The sequence below is a fragment of the Caballeronia sp. genome, from assembly GCF_028292365.1.
Lineage (GTDB): Bacteria > Pseudomonadota > Gammaproteobacteria > Burkholderiales > Burkholderiaceae > Caballeronia.
In genome coordinates, this window is record NZ_JAQGMM010000091.1 from 1 (window position 1) to 18,952 (window position 18,952).

General features: G+C 62.2%; 6 protein-coding genes. All 6 read right to left on the reverse strand.

The window, feature by feature from the left end:
* A partial coding sequence (locus JWR14_RS05620; RefSeq protein ID WP_299702782.1) for an AMP-binding protein occupies positions 1–4,165 on the reverse strand: 4,165 nt, incomplete at its 3' end.
* Complete coding sequence (locus tag JWR14_RS05625; RefSeq protein ID WP_299702784.1) at positions 4,162–15,429, reverse strand: non-ribosomal peptide synthetase; 11,268 nt, start codon at positions 15,427–15,429, stop codon at positions 4,162–4,164. The genes JWR14_RS05625 and JWR14_RS05620, both read right to left, overlap by 4 nt.
* A 221-nt stretch (positions 15,430–15,650) precedes the next feature.
* The gene (locus JWR14_RS05630) at positions 15,651–17,087 is read right to left on the reverse strand and encodes a peptide synthetase (RefSeq protein WP_299702786.1); all 1,437 of its coding nucleotides are present in this window, start codon (positions 17,085–17,087) and stop codon (positions 15,651–15,653) included.
* Positions 17,084–17,905: an alpha/beta fold hydrolase gene (locus tag JWR14_RS05635; protein WP_299702788.1), complete on the reverse strand. Its 822-nt coding sequence runs from the start codon at positions 17,903–17,905 to the stop codon at positions 17,084–17,086. Before JWR14_RS05635 ends, JWR14_RS05630 begins: the two co-directional genes overlap by 4 nt.
* 12 nt (positions 17,906–17,917) lie before the next feature.
* Positions 17,918–18,142: an MbtH family NRPS accessory protein gene (locus JWR14_RS05640; RefSeq protein ID WP_299702791.1), complete on the reverse strand. Its 225-nt coding sequence runs from the start codon at positions 18,140–18,142 to the stop codon at positions 17,918–17,920.
* A gap of 101 nt (positions 18,143–18,243) precedes the next feature.
* Positions 18,244–18,873, reverse strand: coding sequence for a 4'-phosphopantetheinyl transferase superfamily protein (locus JWR14_RS05645; protein ID WP_299702794.1), 630 nt, complete (start codon positions 18,871–18,873; stop codon positions 18,244–18,246).
* Positions 18,874–18,952: the final 79 nt, after the last annotated feature.

An 18,952-nucleotide genomic window follows, 5' to 3' on the forward strand; every position in this document is an offset into this window, starting at 1 on the left:
TGCTGTTCTGAGTCATATACCGCGCGAAGCAATCTGCGTCGAGCGTTGTATCGCGGTCGATCAGATGCAGCGTGCCGCCCGATGCGAGCGCGCCGAACAACACGGTATGACCAAGATCGGCAGCCACCGTCGACACCATCGCGAATGTCGAACGCGGTGGTAACGCGAGACGGTCCAGCACTGCGTCAACGTAATTGCTCAGTGCGGCGTGCGGTAGGACTACGCCCTTCGGCGTGCCGCTAGAGCCAGAGGTGAAAATCACGTAGGCCGCTTCGCGCGAGTCAACAGCAGGCAACTCTCGGGCTAACGCGTGCGCGTGCTGTCGCGCGTTATCGATGGTGGTCTGGTGCAGACCCTCAAGCGCGAACCCAGCCTGTTCCTTTTCCCACAACACAAACTGCGCTCTGCAACCGCGCAAGGTCTGTTCAATTCTTTGAGGTGGATTACCGGCGTCGAGTGGAACAAAGGCACCGCCTGCTTTCAACACGCCAAGCATCGCGACGACAAACGCCGCCGAGCGATCCCCGATAATCGCTACAGGCTGGCCAACGTGAAGACCGTGATCGAGCAACCAGCACGCGATGCGTTGCGCGCGTTGATCGAGCTCGCGGTAACTCAGGCCCTCCACTCCATCGATCAGCGCCAGCGCCTCGGGTTGAATCTGCGCATGCTCCGCGACGCGCATGTGCACCGGTTCGCCGGAGAAGTTTGTTTCCCTGCCGCGGCTTGCGGCTGTTACGCCGGCCTGCTCTTCAGCATCGAGCAAATCGAGCGCTGCCAGAGCCCGGTCAGCAGCAGGGTCATCAGCGAGCAACGCGGCGGCGAACGCTTCAACTACCCGCTGGTATTGCGCGGCCATTCGCTCCACGCTCGATGCATCGAAAAGATCGCTCGCATAGGTCAGGTAAGCACGCAATCCACCTCCGCGTGATTCGCGCAGATCGAGCGCGAGCGGAACCTTCACGTGCGCTTCTTCAATCTCATAACGCGATGCAGTGAGACCGGGCAGCCGCTCGAGTGCCGGATAGTCATCGGCGAGATAGTTGAACGTCGTCTCGAAGAGCGGTAGACCTTGCGCGTCGCGCGCCGGGTTCAACCGCTCGACCAGCACATCGAAAGGTAGTGCCTGATGCGCCTGCCCTTCGATCGCCGCGCGACGAAGCGCTGCCACTAGCGCCGATACACTCAGCGATGCCATGCAGACGCTGCGCAGCACAATCGTGTTTGTGAAAAAGCCAACTACGCCGTGCGTCTCAGGCCGCTGGCGATTCGCTACCGGCACACCGGTGCGGATATCGGCCTGCCCGGTCACGCGATACAACCACGCGTGATAGGCCGCGAGCAGCACGATGAACGGCGTGGCTCCGTGCCTGGTTGCTGCATCGCGGACCTGGCGTGCAAGGCTTGCGGGAAGCGTGAACGGCGTGCGCGCGGCGGCGAGGTTTCCTGTGCCGGCGCCAGGCGAACGATCGAATGGCAAGGCCAACGCAGGTGCTTCTTCGCCAAGTTCGTTGCGCCAGTAGTCGAGCTGGCGCCGCGCTTCGCTGCTACTGAGCCAACGGTGTTGCCACGCGGCGTAATCGGTATAAGCGACCCGCGGCGCGGCAATCGCGGCTGGCGTACCCGTTATAGCGGCACGATAATGCGCGACAAATTCATCGACGATGATCTGCATTGACCATCCGTCGGTCGCAATGTGATGCAGTGCCAGCAGCAGCAAGTGTTCATTGTCGCCGTAGCGGACAAGGCCAACGCGCAACACGGGTCCTTGCACAAGATCGAAGGGCTCGGCGGCGAAGCGCTGCGCGAGCTTGCCAAGCGTTTCTTCGCTGAAGTCTCCATCAAGAAGATCGGCTCGCATCCAGTCGAGCGATGTTGCCGGATGGATTCGCGGCACGTACACATTCTCCGAGCCCGGCATCTCGACAAAACTCGTACGCAACGCGGCGTGACGTTCGACGAGGATGTCGACGCTGTGGCGCAGAGCGTCAATGTTGAGTTGGCCGCGCAAGCGTATGCCGGTGGCGATGTGATAAGCGCGGCTCTGTGGATTGAGTTGGCACGCGAACAGTTGCCGCTGCTGCGCGTGCGATACAACAAGCTCGTCACTACGTTGCCACGGGATGATATCGGCTGACTCGCACTCCGGCTTTTCAATTGCCTGCGACAGCGCGCCGGCCATGGCCGCGAGTGTCGGTAATTCGAAAACCTGCCCGATCTCGAACGGCCGCCTCCAACGTTCGCCGATACGTGCCGCCAAGCGTGCCGCCGTCAGCGAACTGCCGCCGGATGCGAAAAAATGTGCGTGGCGTGTCGCGACCTCCAGGTCGAGCACTTCGCTCCATAGTGCGGCGAGTTCCTTTTCGAGCCCATCGAGCGGAGCTTGCTGCGGCGTATCAGCCTCGGCTGCACCCACTACGAAGTGACCACGCTCCCACAGCGCATATGCATCCAGCGTGCGGTTCTGCCAGCCTTGCCGCGTAGCCGCGCGCTGCAACTTGCCACTCGATGTCTTCGGCAATGCCGCGGGATTCAACAACAGGACAGCGACAGGAACCTCGCCGCATGCGTCGAACACGCAGCGGTTCAACTGCGCCACGATGTCAGCCGCCGTGAAGCGCTTCTTCATCACCGGCGCGATTTCGAGTGCAAGCGCAGGACCTTCGGCGCCGTCGATATCGGCGGCAAACGCGATAACCCGGCCCTTGCGCACGAACTCACAGCACGCTTCAACGGCCTGTTCGATATCCTGCGGATACAGATTCTTGCCGCGCACGATGATCAGGTCCTTGCAACGACCGGCGATATAGAGCTGCCCGTCATGCACGAACCCGAGGTCGCCGGTACGCAGCCATCGCGTCGCACCGTCGGGACGAAACGTGGACGAGGAGGCATCGGCACGTTGCCAATAGCCGTGCGCCACGCTCGGCCCGCTTACGTTGATCTCCCCGATCTGGTCGCCCATGAGTGTATGCCCGCCAACCGGATCGACTATCTCAATCACGTGGCCCGGTTGCGGCGCGCCGCAGGCGACCAGCACCGTGCCCGGCTCGGTCTCAGGCGCTACGGCCACGCGAGCGGCAGACAAAGCGTCGCTCTCAAACCTGGCCGATACCAAACCCGCGCCGCGCCGGCCGCCCGTCACGAAGAGCGTTGCCTCGGCGAGGCCGTAGCACGGATAGAGCGCGGCGGCATCGAAGCCGGCAGACGCGAAGCGCGCGACAAACGCATCGAGCGTGTCGCGCCGCACGGGTTCCGAGCCGGAGAAAGCGAGCCGCCAACTCGACAGGTCAAGTTGCGCGACCGCATTGTCGCGAAGGCGTTCGGCACACAATCGATACGCGAAATCGGGTGCACCGGAAATCGTGCCCCGATGCCGCGCGATAGCCTGGAGCCAGCGCAACGGACGTTCAAGAAAATACTGCGGCGACATCAGCACGAGAGGAATGCCGCTGAAGACCGGCTGCAACATGCTGCCGATCAAACCCATGTCGTGATAAAGCGGCAGCCAGCTCACGAACACATCGTCGCTCTGCACGCCGAGGCCCGCCTTGATCGCAATTTCGTTCGCGATCAGATTGCCGTGGCTGACCATCACGCCTTTCGGCGTTCCCGTGGAACCCGACGTGTATTGCAGGAAAGCGATATCGGCTGGTTGCACGTCGTGGAGCGCGAAGGCGCGGGTGTCACCCGTCGAGCACAGCCCATCCACCGCGATGATCTCTGCGTCCGGCGCCAGTTCGCCGTATTGCTCGGCGAAGCGCTCCTGCAACGCCGATGTGGTCAACACGTAACGCACGCCCGCATCCTGCGCAATCCCGCGTAATCGCGCCAGATGCTGCTCGCGCTTCGATTCCGGCGGATAGACCGGGACCGCAACGACCCCCGCATACAGGCAGCCGAAAAACGCACTCACATAGTCGATGCCGCTGTCCATCAGCAGCAACGCACGTGCACCCGCCGACCGCTGATCACTGAAGTACGCGGCTATGCATGTCGCGCGGCGATCGAGTTCAGCGTAGTCGTATTGCGCTTCGCCAGCCGCGTCGATGGTGATCAAGGCGGCCGCGTCCGGACGTTCGAGCGCCAGCGTACGGAGGCGGGCGGGCATTCCCGCTTCACCCGATGTCCACCTCTCCGTCAAGTCATTCACACTCGAGTTCATGACAGGTTCTCCGGCCGACGGTCGTGATCGTGGTCACTCGCAGCACTGGAGGTGAGCGCACGCGCGAGGTCATCGAAAAGATCGCTGTGCCGCACGATATGCGTGTGATCCGCATCGATCTCGCTGACCACCGAGACCCAGCCCGTCGAGTGTGCCGACCACATTGCAGTCGCTTCGCGTGCCGGGCGATAAGGCCGATGCCGTGCCCACCACAATTTCAGATCGACCGGCAGCGGCGCCCGTTCCGTGTAACGGACGATATGACCCAGGTGCCGCTGGAACAACATTACTTTGCTGAGCAGCGCGCGAGTGCTGACGTCGGCCAGGTCGCCTTGCATTGACGGCCATTTCTTGCCGGCATCGTCGAGCACTTTCTGCAGCTCGTGATCGGTCGCGCGATACGTACGCATCTGCTCGTGAGTCACCGGGGCTTCATCGCCGGGCTCCCGATTGTCTTCGGCCTTCGGCACGTGTGCATCAATCAGGCCTACGAACGGCACCTCCCCGCCATCACGTGCCAGCACGCGCGCCACCTCGGTCGCGATCACTCCACCCACGGACCAGCCGATCAACCGGTATGGCCCGACCGGTTGCACCGTGCGAATTCGCGCGGCGTAGTCGGCAGCAAGCTCCGACAAATCACCGGGCCACCAATCCTCTGTATAAAACGGCGCCTGCACGCCGTACACGTTCGCGACGCCATCGAGTGCAGCCGCAAGCAGTCGGTAGTCCGCGACCAGACCTGATGCCGGGTGGATCGCGAAGACGATCGGCGCATCGGTGCGCTCGCTCATCGATACAACATTCGCAGCGGGCTCACCACTTGAGTCGCGTGCGCCAAGATACGCCGCGAGCGTGCGGACCGTCGCATGCTGGAACAACGCTTCGAGAGTCAAGCTCGCCAAGCCGGACTGAGCGCTCTTGGCGAGCACCTTGAGCGCGAGCAGCGAATGTCCACCTGCTTCGAAGAAGTTATCGGTGACGCCAAGGTCATCGCGCTCCAGCACTTCCTGCCAGATGCCAAGCAACTGCGTTTCGAGGGGCGTACTCGGCGCGGTTCTCTCAGCGCTCTTGCGATCACCCGGTTCGGGCAGCGCGGCACGATCGAGCTTACCGTTCTGCATGAGCGGCAGACTCTCGAGCCACACCAGCACCGACGGCACCATATAACCCGGCAAACGACTTTCAAGTACACGGCGAACGGCTGCTTCATCGAACTGGTCACGATCCCCGACCACGTAACCGACGATCCGCTTCGCCTCTCCCTCACCGTTCAGCGAAGCAACCGCTGCCTGCACACCGGGTGCTTCGCGCAACACCGCTTCGATCTCGCCCAATTCAATGCGGAAGCCGCGAAGTTTTACCTGGCTGTCCAGCCGCCCGAGAAAGTCGATGCTGCCATCCACTCGCCGCCGGCACAAATCGCCACTACGGTACAAGCGTGCTCCCGGCATACGCGGGTCAGGCGCAAACCGTTCCGCGGTCAAGCCAGGTCGATCCAGATAACCGCGCGCAAGCGTCAGGCCGCCAATGCACAACTCACCCAGCGCGCCGACCGGCGCCTCGTTACCGTGCCGGTCCATCACATAGACACTTCGCGATCCGTATGGCTCGCCAATCGACACGATCGCCTGTGCCGTATCCACCGCGCGCGTCTCGCGATACATGCACGCCACCGTGGTCTCCGTCGGGCCGTACAGGTTGTCGAGCCGGATCCGGGCGAGCGGCCCGTTGCGCCATTGCGCGAGTGCATCACCGGGAAGTCCCTCGCCGCCCACGGTGATCTGCCGCAATGCAGACAGGTCGTCCAAAGGTAGCGGCGTGCGCAACCATTGTTGCCAGTACGCGGTCGGAATCCGCGCGAACGTGACGCGACCGTCCTTAAGATGCCGGCTGGTCGTCTGGATGTCCCATAGCTGCGGACCACGCATCTCGACCTGACCGCCTTGCATCAGCGCCGGCAGCATTTCATGCAGCGCCACGTCGAAGTTGATCGTCGACGATTGCAACTGGACAACGCTTGCATCGATTCCATATGTACCGATGAAATCGTCCAGATGGCGGCTGAGCGCAACATGACTGATCGCCACGCCCTTGGGCCGTCCCGTCGAGCCCGATGTGTAGATCACATAGGCCAGTTGTTCGGGATGAATGGAGGCATTGAGTGGATGGCCGGATGATGGTTCAAGCGCATTGATGTCGATGACTTCGCGGCCTGCGAAAAGCGGACCGCAAGTCGCGAACGTGGCGGCATCGGCGAGTACGCACGACAGTTGCGCGTCGTTAATCATGGTGCGCAGACGGTCCGCCGGATAGGCGGGATCAAGCGGCACGAACGCCGCGCCGGACCGGAGCACACCGACCACTGCCGCGACCAATCCCACCGAGCGCGTCAGACACAGTCCCACGCGTGTCTCCGAGCCCATCCCTCGCGCAAGCAACGCGCGTGCGATGTGGTTCGACCAGACATCGAGTTCACCGTAAGAGAGGCGCGCACCTTCGCAATGCACGGCCCGAGCTTGAGGCTGACGCCGCGCCTGCGCGGCGATGCGTTCGCCGACCGGCATGAACGAGTGATTGCTGAGCGCTGGTCGGCTACCTTCCGGATCAAGCACGAGCTCAGCCAGATACGCATGGTCATTCGTCGCGATCTGCTCAAGCAACGAGACGTAATGGCCCAGCATTCGTTCGACGGTTTGAGCGTCGAATACATCGCGGGCATAGTTCAACGAAACCGTGATTCCATCGCGCCGTTCACGGACCGACAGCACCAAATCAAAACGCGCCGTACCCGTCGATGTTGCGATTGGCGAGACTCGCAGGCCAGGCAAGCTGAGCCCTTCGCCTTCCGTGCCGTGATCGTAGTTGAACATGACGCTGAAGAGCGGCGTATGCGCGAGGCTTCGGCCGGGATTCAGCGCGTCGACAACGCGGGCGAACGGTACGTCCTGATGCGCCTGCGCTTCGAGCACGCGTTCGCGAACGTGGCCGAGCAGCGTTTCGATGGTATCGAGTCCCGCCATCTCCGTGCGAATGACCAGCGTGTTCACGAAGAAGCCGATAAGCGATTGCGTCTCAAGCCGGTCTCGCCCTGCAACGGGCACACCAACGCGGATGTCGGCTTGCCCGCTATAACGTGCGAGCAAGACGTCGAAGGCAGCCAGCAGCACCATGAACGGTGTCGCCTGATGTCGTCTGGACTGCTCTTTGACTGCATCGATCACTGGCGCCGCGAGCCTGACATCGACCCGCGCGCCAGACTGATTGCGCGAAGCCGGCGGCGAGCGGTCGAACGGCAGTTCGAGCGCCGTCAATTCTCCTCCAAGCCGCTCACGCCAGAACATAAGTTCCGCGTCCGCCCGTGCTTGTTGTTCCGCGCCGTTCTGCCAGAGCGCGTAGTCGGCGTACTGGACCGGCAGAGGGGCGAGTTCGTGCGTGCGGCCTTGACGGATCGCTGTGTAAAGGCGCGAGAACTCGTCGAGGATGATCCGGCTCGACCACGCATCCGAGATAATGTGATGCGTCACGAAATGAAGCACGTGTTCGCAGTCGCCAAGCCGGATCAGCGTGACGCGAAACAGCGGTCCCTGCTCCAGCGAGAACGGCGCGCGGGAGATCGCATTGACAGTGTCCGTCACGCGCCTGGCTCTGCTTTCTTGCGGGACATCTTCCAGATCCAGCACCGACCAGCCCGGTTCGACGACATCGACTTGCTGCATCGCGACACCATCGACCTCAACAAAACGCGTGCGCAGGCTTTCATGACGCGCGACGAGCGCCGAGACTGCTTGACGCAGGATGTCGCGGTCGAGCGCGCCTTCCAGTTTCACTGCACCCGCAAGGTTGTATGCGGGACTCTGTGGACTGAGGCGTGAGAAGAACCACAGGCGCTCCTGTGCCGGCGAAAGCGGGATGCTTAGCATTCCGTTTGGTCTGGAGGAGAGCACGACCGCTGACCCAGGCATCGCACCCAACGCGCCTTGCTCGATTGTTCGCGCCAGATCTGCCAGCGCCGGATACGCAAACAATTTCTGCACCGGCAACTCAACGTTCAACGCCTCACGCAGCGCGGCCACCGCGCGCAATGCCAACAACGACTGCCCACCCAGTTCGAAGAAATTGTCGTGCCGACCGATACGCTCGACGCGCAACACGTCCTGCCAGACGCCAGCGATGACCCGTTCTATCTCGCCCTTCGGCGCTTCCCAGATCCGTTCGGTTTGCTCAGGCAGCGGCAGCGCGTGCCGATCGACCTTGCCATTCGTGTTCAACGGCAGGCGGTCCATCACCACGATAAGACCGGGCACCATGTACTCCGGCAACACCGCGATCAGTTTTTCTCGCAGCCGCCCGGCGAGCGTGGCAGCGTCCGCGTGCTGCCCCACGCGACGCGAAACATACGCTACCAGCCGCGCGCCTCCCGTTCCTTCGTGCGCCGCGACTATTGCTTCGCCCACCTCCGGTTGCGCCAGCAACTGCGCCTCGACCTCTCCCAGTTCGATACGAAAGCCCCGGATCTTCACCTGATGGTCAATCCGCCCCAGATATTCAAGGTGACCATCGGCCCGCCACTTCACGAGATCGCCCGTCCGATACAAACGTGCGCCGTTGCCGTTGAACGGGTCCGCCACGAATCGCTCCGACGTCAACCCGCCCTGCCCGATATAACCACGCGCCAGCCCGACACCACCGAGGTACAACTCACCCGGCACGTTGGGAGGGACGAGCGCCATGCTCGAGTCGAGGACGTAAAGCTGCGTTCCCGCGACAGGACTGCCCAGAACCGGCGTAGCGTCCAGCACGCGACCGGCCGTCGACCAGATCGTGGTCTCGGTGGGACCGTACATATTCCATAGCTCGACGCCCTGTTCGTTCAGGTCGTGCGCCAGATCCGGCTGCAGGGCCTCGCCTCCGCACAGTCCCTTGAAGCGCACAAGCGGCGTCTGCGGCCAGCCGCCGGCCCGCAGCAGCCGCCAACCGGCAGGGGTCGACTGGAGCACCGTTGCCTTCGAGTCCTGCACCAGCCGTGCCAGCGCCGCGCCGTCCCGAGCCACCTCTCGCGTAGCCAGGACGATCCGGGCACCAACGACGAGTGGCAGATACAACTCAAGCGCGGCAATATCGAATGACAGCGACGTCACGGCGACCAGCACGTCGTCCGCTGCGAGGCCGGGCTTCGCCTGCATGCTGTGGATGAAGTGGCTGAGTGCGTGGTGATGAACCATCACGCCCTTAGGCTGGCCCGTGGAACCAGACGTATAGATGACGTAGGCCAGGTTGTGTCCGTGCACATCCACGTGCGGTTTGTGCGACGGTTCGTCATCAAGATTCAGCGTGTCGAGCGTCAGCGTCGGCAGAGTGCTGAAGCGCTGTGTGATGGCGCTTTGCGTGAGTAACAAGCGCACGCCGCCATGGGCCATCATGTATGCCAGACGTTCCGCCGGATACTGCGGGTCGAGCGGCACATAGGCACCGCCAGCCTTCAACACGGCCAGCAAGCCGACCACCATCTCTACAGAACGCTCCAGGCCGATACCGACCTTCACCTCAGGCCGTACACCCAGCCGCAGCAGTTTGTGCGCGAGCCGGTTGGCCCGTTCGTCGAGTTCGCGATAGGTCAACGTCTGCTCGGCGAACACCAAAGCGATCGCATCGGGCGTCTTCATCGCCTGACGTTCGAACAAGTGGTGCACCGGCTCTGCCTGCGCAAATGTCTGGTCGTTGCGGCCCCACGCCAGTAGTTGCTGTTGCTGGCGATCTCCCAGCAGCGGCACCGCACGCGTGTCAGGCTGGCTCGCGACTGTCTCCAGCACAGCAACGTAACTGTCGAGAAGACGCGAAGCCGTCGCCGGGTCAAAGAGATCGGTTGCGTAGGTCAAAGCGAGCTTGAGGCCTGCCTCATTAACCGATACATCCAGCGACAGGTCGAACTGCACTGTCCCCGTGCCGCCGCTCAGCGTGCTCACTTCGATACCCGGCAGCTCAACTTGCGAGCGCGGCTCTGCGCCGTAATTGAACATCACCTGGAACAGCGGCGTATGCGCGATGCTGCGTTGTGGCTGCAGCAGTTCGACGAGCTTCGCAAACGGCACGCCGGCATGCGCCTGCGCGCCCACCATCCGGTCGCGTACCTCGGCCAACAACGCGCTGAATGGTTCGGTCCGGCGCGTGGCCATGCGGACCACCAGCGTGTTAACGAAGAAGCCTATTAGCGGCTCAGTTTCAAGGCGGTCGCGGCCTGCAACCGGGACGCCGACGCGGACGTCGTCCTGTGCGCCATAGCCTTGCAGCAGCGTCCCGAACGCGGCCAGCAAGGTCATGAAACGCGTGGCGCCGTGCTCGCGGGAGCGTTGATCAAGCGCATCGGCCAGCCCAGCGCCGATCGATCGCTCAACGACCGCGCCCGCATTGCTACGCACTCCACGACATACCCGGTCGACAGGCAACGCAAGCAGCGGTTGTTCGCCGCCGAGCTCTTGCTGCCAGTACGCGTAGTGGGTATCGAGTGCGGCTTCGTTGCGAGGGTTACGCTGCCATAGCGCATAGTCACCGTACTGGATCGGCAGAGGCGCGAGATCAGCCGCTTCGTTGCGGATCGCCGCGCGATACAACTTCGAGAACTCGCGCAGCAGGATGCCTTGCGACCACGCATCCGATACAACATGAGGCATCGCGAAATGCAGGACGGTCTCGTTCTGAGCACGTGCCAGCAACGTGACGCGCAGCATGGGCCCATGTTCGAGATCGAAGGGCTCGCGGCCCAATTCAAGCAAGCGCACGTCAAGTTCGTCCTGACCCACGACGCTTTCTTCATGCCAGCCATAGAGCGCTTGAGGGCTATCAAGTGCGGCGTTATCGACTACTTGCCACGGTTGTCCATCCTCTTCGACAAAACGCATACGCAGGCTTTCGTGTCGCTCGAGCAAGCGATCAAGTGCTCCGCGTATGGCTTGCCGGTCGAGCGCGCCGCTCAAGTTGACGGCGCCCGTAATCGTGTATGCGGCGCTGTCCGGTTCGAGCTTCCATAGAAACCACAATCGCTCCTGCTCATGGGTCAGCGGAATGCGAGCCGCAGACTCGCGCGGCAAAATGACGTCTGCCGCACGCGCCTCGTGCAACGCCAGTTCGGCCGCCAGACTTTCAAGAACCGGATGCAGGAACAGCGTCTGCAGCGAGACATCGCGGCCGAGTTCCTGACGAATCCGCGATGCCACCCGCATCAGCAACAAGGAGTGGCCGCCGACCTCGAAGAAATTGTCGGTCATGCTCAGACCGTCACGGCCCAGCACCGACTGCCAGATCGCCAGCAACGCGGCTTCCAACTCCGTACGCGGCGCAATGCGCTGGCGCGCCAGTTCCACGCCCGGTTCGGGCAGCGCCGCGCGATCCACCTTGCCGTTCTGCATCAGCGGCAAGTGCTCCATCCACACCAAGGCCGATGGCACCATGTAACCCGGCAGACGGCTCTGCAGGATGCGACGGACCGTGGCGTCGTCGGCGTCGCCCACCACGTAGCCCACGAGCCGTTTCGCATCGCCTTCGCCGCGCAACGCGGCTGCCGCCGCCTGCACGCCGGGCGCTTCGCGCAGCACCGCTTCGATCTCGCCGAGCTCTATGCGATAACCGCGCAATTTCACTTGCTGGTCCATCCGCCCGAGGAAGTCGATGCTGCCGTCCGCGCGGCGGCGGCACAGATCGCCAGTCCGATACACCCGGCTGCCGGACGGTCCATTCGGATCAGGAACAAAACGCTCCGCGGTCAGCCCGCCACGCCCGAGATAACCTCGCGCAAGCGTATGGCCGCCAATGCACAATTCGCCTAGCGCGCCGGCCGGCGCCTCGTTGCCGTCGGCATCGCAGACGTGAACCGAGCGCGACGGATAAGGACCGCCAATCGATACGATCGCCTGGTCCTCGTCCTGAGCGCACGTTTCGCGATACATGCAAGCGATGGTCGTTTCGGTCGGACCGTACAAGTTGTCGAGCCGGATAGACCCAAGCGGACCGTTGCGCCATTGCCGCAACGCGTCGCCGGGTAATCCTTCACCTCCCACCGTGATCTGCCGCAATGCCGCAAGCGTTGCAACCGGCGGCGGTTCCCGCAACCACTGCTGCCAGTAAGCCGTCGGGATGCGCGCGAACGTCACCTTCTCCTCGATCAGATGACGGCTCGTGGTCTCAGGGTCCCAAAGCTGCGGGCCGCGCATCTCGACCTGACCGCCGCTCAGCAGCGCCGGCAAAAGTTCGTGCAGGGCGACGTCGAAATTGATCGTCGATGATTGCAGCACCTTGTCGGCTGCACCAATGCGATACGTGCCGATGAAGTCGTCGAGATGCTGGCTCAGGGTGCCATGATTGATCGCCACGCCCTTTGGACGCCCCGTCGAACCCGAGGTGTAGATGACATAGGCGAGTTGTGCTGGATGAATGGGTGCAATGAACGCGGCATCGGCTTCGGCATCGTCTTGCAGCGGCCGGTCATCGGCGACATGGATCGGCTCGCGATCACGCAGCAATCCGCCCAGGCGCTCAAGGCCCGTACGGTCGACCAGCACTCGCACGATCCCTGCGTCGTCGAGCATCGCCGCGAGTCGTTCAAGCGGATAGGCCGGATCGAGCGGCACGAATGCAGCACCTGACTTCAGCACGCCAAGCACCCCCGCAGCTAGCGCGGTCGAGCGTTCGACACACAAGCCGATGCACTCATCGGGACGAACGCCGAGGCGATTCAAGCGGCGTGCAATACGATTCGTCCAGCGCTCGAGTTCACCATACGAAAGCCGGTCACCCTCGCAATGAAGCGCAGGCGCAAGCGGATGTTTCGATGCCTGCCGGCTAAAATCCCCCCCGACCGGTTCGAATACCGTGCTTGCCACAGGCTTATTCGGCACGCCATAAGTACCCGCGCGGCTTAGTGCAATCTGCGCGAGCGGCTGGTCCGCTGCCGCACTCACTTGCCCCAGGATCTCGACGTAGTGCTCAAGCATCTGCCCGACGATGGTTTCATCGAACAGGTCCGCCGCATAGTTGAACGACAGGCGCAGTTCATCGTCGCGCTCGACGGCGTTCAGCACCAGATCAAAGCGTGCCGTCGGCACATGGTTCGCCACCTCCGACACTCGCAGTCCCGCCACGCTGATATCCGTGTGCTGCACACGCGTGTGATTGAACATCACCTGGAACAGCGGCGTCTGCCCGATGCTGCGCTCAGGTTGCAGCGCCTCGACAAGTTGTGCAAACGGCAGTGCATCATGACGATGCGCTTCAAGCACACGCTCATGAAGCTGGGCAAGCAAGGTCCCGAACGACGCAACGCTTGCCAGGTCTGCACGGATCACCAGCGTGTTGACGAAGAAGCCGATCACCCGCTCCGTTTCCAGCCGGTTGCGTCCTGCAACCGGCACGCCGATCCGCACGTCCTTCTGGCCGCTGTAACGCGCGAGCAGGACCGCGTATGCCGAGAGCAACATCGTGAACAGCGTCGTTTGGCGGCTCGCTGCCGCTTGCTTGAGCGACCGGGCAAGCCCCGAGTCCAGCGTGACTTTCACGCGCGCGCCCCGCGCGTTGCGCGTCGTCTGAATGCCCGTGCGACTCTTCGCAATCGGCAGTTCAAGCGCTGGCTGCGTCCCGCCCAACTGCTTGATCCAATATGCAAGATGCGGATTGTTCTTGTCGTCGCCCAACCACTCTTTCTGCCAGGCGGCGTAATCGCCGTACTGCACAGTCAACGGTTCCGCCACCGGCGCCGCTGCCTTGCTTAGCTGTTCGTATGCCGCGATGAACTCATCGAGTAAAAGCTTGACCGATGCGTGATCGGAGATGATGTGATGCATCGACACATGCAATACGTGAGAGCCGGCCGTTTCACTCAGCAACGCGACGCGCAAGAGCGGCCCGCGCGTGAGGTCGAACGGCTCCAGCGACAACGCCTGCAAGCGGCCTTCAAGCGGGCTGGCACCGGCTGAATCGATATCAGTCCAACCGTAGCCAGTTTCACCCACGACCTGCCATGCCTGGCCATCGGATTCAACAAAACGCGTCCGCAAAACTTCGTGCCGCTGAACCACGTGAGCGAGCGCGCCACGCAACTTGTCGATGTGCAGCGTCCCTTCGAGCCTCAACGCGCCCGACAGGTTATAGCTCGCGTCATCCGGATCAAGTTGCCACAGGAACCACAACCGCTCTTGCGCGGACGATAGCGGAAAGCGCTCTGAACGCCCTCCAAACGCGACGATGGGCAACTGCTCGCCCGACATACCGCGCTCACGCAAACGCAAGCGAAACGCCTCGCGTTTTTCCGGCGGCAAACTTGCATATGTTTGAGCGACAGCTTGCAGGCCGCCTGCCGCGGGCTTTGTGCCTTGTGGATTGAGTATTGCGACTTCCGGCTTCACGGCAACCGCCTCTTCCACATTCTTGCGAGCCTGCCGCTTCAGGAACGGACAGGCATCCTGCGCAGCAACGTTATGGTCGTCGAGGAAATACTGCTTCCACTCGAGATTGCCTGCATCGCCGTAGAAACCCAGGTCCGGATGCGCAGGGGTTTCGTCCCACGTCTCCAGGCGCTTGCGAACCTGATTGCGCGCCTCGCGGCCTATGACCTTGTTGGTGATCGTATCGACAAATACGCTGCGCGGCTGGAACAACAGCACCATGCCCGCGCCGAGGTTGCGGCTGTGGCGCAGCTTGAACGAGGGACATGCGCAGACCACGAACATCTCCACGCCCGCGAACGAAAATTCCCACTCTTCATGCGACGGCTCGGGCTGCTGATCCGCAGCTGGATCAGGGTCGACATTGTGAAGATGCTGGAGCGTCTTCCAGAATAGTTCGTGATACTCATCGTGTGAAAGCGGAACGGTGTCCGGCTCGAAGAACACCGCGATGTTGTTCTTGCGATACTGCGGCAGTGAAGCAAGTTCCGCGAAAGTCTGCATGGTCGCGGGCAGATCGCGGATGTCTTTCTCTTTGCCGCTGACGAACGAGTAGAACATCTCGCCGCGCCGTTCCGCCGTCGTACCGAAGAAGCACGGATAGGCCGGATGCATCACCTGCTCGCGCAAGGTCTCATACGAGGCATCGAGCCAATGCGGCAGATCGATTTCAGCACCGATCAAGCGGCCCGCGATGATGCGGCTTTTCCAGTCGCCCGGATCGAACTCGCGCGCAGAGTTCGCGGAGCTTACGGCGTTCGCCGCATCAAGCGATTTCACCGGCTTGGCGGGATTTTGCTGCGTCGTCTCTTCGTTTGTCAGCATCTTCATTCCTCTCGTTCATCACCCGGCTTTGCACCCCAACTTCGCCCTGACGCTCTCGTGTCCGCGCTCGGCGCAACACAATTGACGGGCGAGCCGATACCGGCTCGGTCATGGGCGCTTGCCCTATCCGTGTTTTTTGTGGGGAGAACCGGTACCTTCGAGAGAGGTACCTGGACAGCGAAGCGCAACGCACTCCGCTGGATGCTGCTTGGTGCTGTTCAGCGCGGCTAGTGTGACGCCGGCGCCTTCACATCCAGCTCGGCAACGAGTGCCTGCACCCAGTCGTCCGGGATGATCGGTTGGTGGTACGTGCACTCACCCGACACCACCGTCGAGCCATGCAGGCGACCATCGGGAATCAGGACCATGTCGCCTTCATGCATCTTGAGCTGCATGCCGACGTTGCCCCAGAACAGCATGTCACCTTCCTGAATCGTGACGAGCCGATGGTCGTTATGCACATGCGTCGTCGAACACATTTCATGTGGCTCGATGAATGTCTCGCGGTCAATATCAGGGCACTCGGCATCAATCCGCTTGCTGATGCGGCGCGCAAACTCGCAGTATTGAGGGATCGCTCCAAGCCATTGCAACTGCTCGCCGAGATCCCAACGGCCGCGTTGCGCCAGACGTTCGCCCGCTACCGCACCCGACACGCATTGCTCGAACGCGGTATTGCCAAAGCGATCCGTCACGGTTTGCAGCGCGGTTGCAAAACGTCCGACCAACTCAACCTTGCGCGCTTCTGCTTCGCCAGGTCGCCGGCCCGCCGGCTGCAGCCACGCGCACGCACGCTCGAGGGCAAGACCGAAAGCCAGCCACTCGGCTTCGGCAGCAAACACCGCGCCGGTCAGCGCAAATGCGCGATCCGGACGCCGGGCGAGTGCATACAGCAGATTGGTTTTGGCCATGCTCGTCGGCAAATAGAACTGCCAGTACGCGTGCTGCTGACGTGTTACGCCGCAAGTAGCAGCTACCCGATGCAGCAAGGCGTCGTCGGGAAGGTCACCTTCGAGTGTCGGCCACGCGTCTTGCGGCAACGCGTCGAAGTAACCGTTCGCCGTTGCCCGGGCCACCGCACGCCGCTTCGACGGCGCAAGCGCCCAGCGCTGGACCATGATGAAACGCAGCCCTTCTTCCAGATAGTCATTGCGCATCAGGCGCGCAAACGTTGTATCCCAGAACGCGCTTTCATCGTCGATGATGCGTGCAAGCCGCGCACTCGCAGCGGCCACGCTTTCTCCTGCCGGCGACGCATTGCTCAGGTACGAAAGCGCATAAGCTTCAAGGAACGGCGTGAGTCGTGCACCCAGCGTCCTGACGTCGTCGCGATAAAACTCCGTGAAGCGTTCCCAGTCCGCGGCCTCGCTGCTGCGTGGCATGCGCGCGACCTCCAGTTCGTAGATCGACAGCAGCGTGCGGTTCGACGCCAGCGACGGCAACCGGCTGACATTGTCGGCACGCACGGGCTTCATGAACTTGAGGAATTCAAAATCTTCAGGGCGCAATGGCCGGCGATGATAGTCGTCGTCGAGCAGTAATTCATCAACGGTGGCGCTGCGAAACGGATGCGCGGTCGCGAACTGCCTGATCAACGTCACGAACTCTTCGCTTCGTCCGGCAAAGGGTTCGAAGTCGAACAGCGCAGGATAAGAAAACGTCATGAATGAAAGCTCCTTGGACCGGCCGCGCCGGCGGAATCAGTGAATGCAGTGCGTGAAACTGCGCTTGGCGCCAGCGCGGGGACGCGGTTCGCGAAGGCCGCGGGCGTTAGCGTGTCCTTGATCGAAGCCACGATCGCGTTGATCAATTCGGCGCATGCGGTATCGATGAAAAAATGGCCGCCGTCGATCACGCGCTGAGTAAAACGTCCCGACGTCTCGTGCGCCCATGCCGACAAATTCTCCGATTGTTCGGATAACGAATCGTCTCTGCCGCCTAACGCCAGTAAAGGACATGCGAGCGGCGCACGCAATTCATTACCGGTACGAACGTAGGTCGCGCAAAGATGAAAGTCGGCGCGAAGCACAGGCAGCGCAAGATCGAGAAATCCGCGATCGCCGAGCAGTTCTTCGGGCGTCGCGCCGAGCCGCCGGAGCTCATCGATCATCGCTTCGTCGGTGCAATCCAGCCAACTCGCGTCGAGTGTCCGGCAGGCTGGCGCCGCGCACGCCGCCGCACCGAACCACAGGGGCGTGAGGCCATGAGCGCGCCGCAACCAGTGCGCCAGTTCGAGACCGGCCAGCGCACCCATGCTGTAGCCGAAGATTGCGAACGGTCCGTCGATTGCCCGCAAGGCTTCGCGTCCCAGTACGTCCGCCACGTCCGGCCAGCGGTGCAGCGCAGGCTGCGCGCGTTTCGCACCGTGACCTGGATAGTCGAGGGCGTGAAGGCGTATCCACGATGGCAACAATGCGCTCCACCCCCGATAAACCGCCGCACCTGCTCCGGCGAACGGCAGACAGATCAGCGTGACATTCATCCGCTACCTGTCTCAGGCCGCTTTGGCGCCGGCATCGGCCGCCATCGCTTGACGCAAGCTGAGCGGGCGCATGTCGGTCCACACGGCGTCGATGTACTCAAGACATTCGTCCTTCTTGCCGGTCTTGCCTACGGCCGTCCAGCCGGCGGGCAGCGCCTTGTAGTCCGGCCAGATCGAATACTGTTCCTCGTGGTTCATGACCACGTTGTAGGTCGTGTTTTCGTCACCCCAGCTCATGAAATCTCCTTAACGCGAATGAGAATGACTATTATTACAGCTTAAATCGTCTGATGCAAAGCTCGCTTTGAAGATTGTTTATCAATGTTGTAGCAGCGGGCTCAGAGTCCGAATGCCAGCGCGCCCGCGTAACCGTCCAGCTCATCCAGAGACGCGAAACGCAACGCTGGGGGGACCTGCGAGTTGGTTACATCGATTGATTTCAGTCCTTCGCCAATACCCGCGCCAGTCGCTTTCAACAGCGCCTCTTTCGCAGTCCAGCAGCGATAAAAATCACGCACGGTCCCGATCCGCCGCGCTTCCCCGGGCGCGCAAACCATGTCGAGCAGCGCGCGCCAGTCGAGTGACGAATCGATCGCCTCGATATCCACACCCACCGCTCGGACCGCCGACAAAGCAACCAAAACGCGCGCGCCCGAGTGCGACACGTTGAACGACAACCCCGGATGCTTAGCCAGCGACGGCCGTCCGTATTTGCCCACCTCGAACTGCAGTTGCGCCGGATCGCAGCCTAAATGCGCGCCGAGAATTCCCCGCAAGACCGAGCGGGCAACCGCGAAACGCACCCGGTCCGCCTGCTGCGCGTAACGCGCCATCCGCGCGATCTCGCTTGCGCAAAGGTGGCGGCATGCGGCGGCTGTATCGGTGTCCAGGCTCAGTTCCACACGCCATAACTCGACGTCGGCGGGCCAGCGCCCGGCTGCCGGAATCGGGATCAACGCGGGGGTCATCGACGGGAAATCTCAAAAATTGTGAACAGGACCGAAGCATAGGCATCTACCATGACAAAATCAAGTTATTGAGAATCAT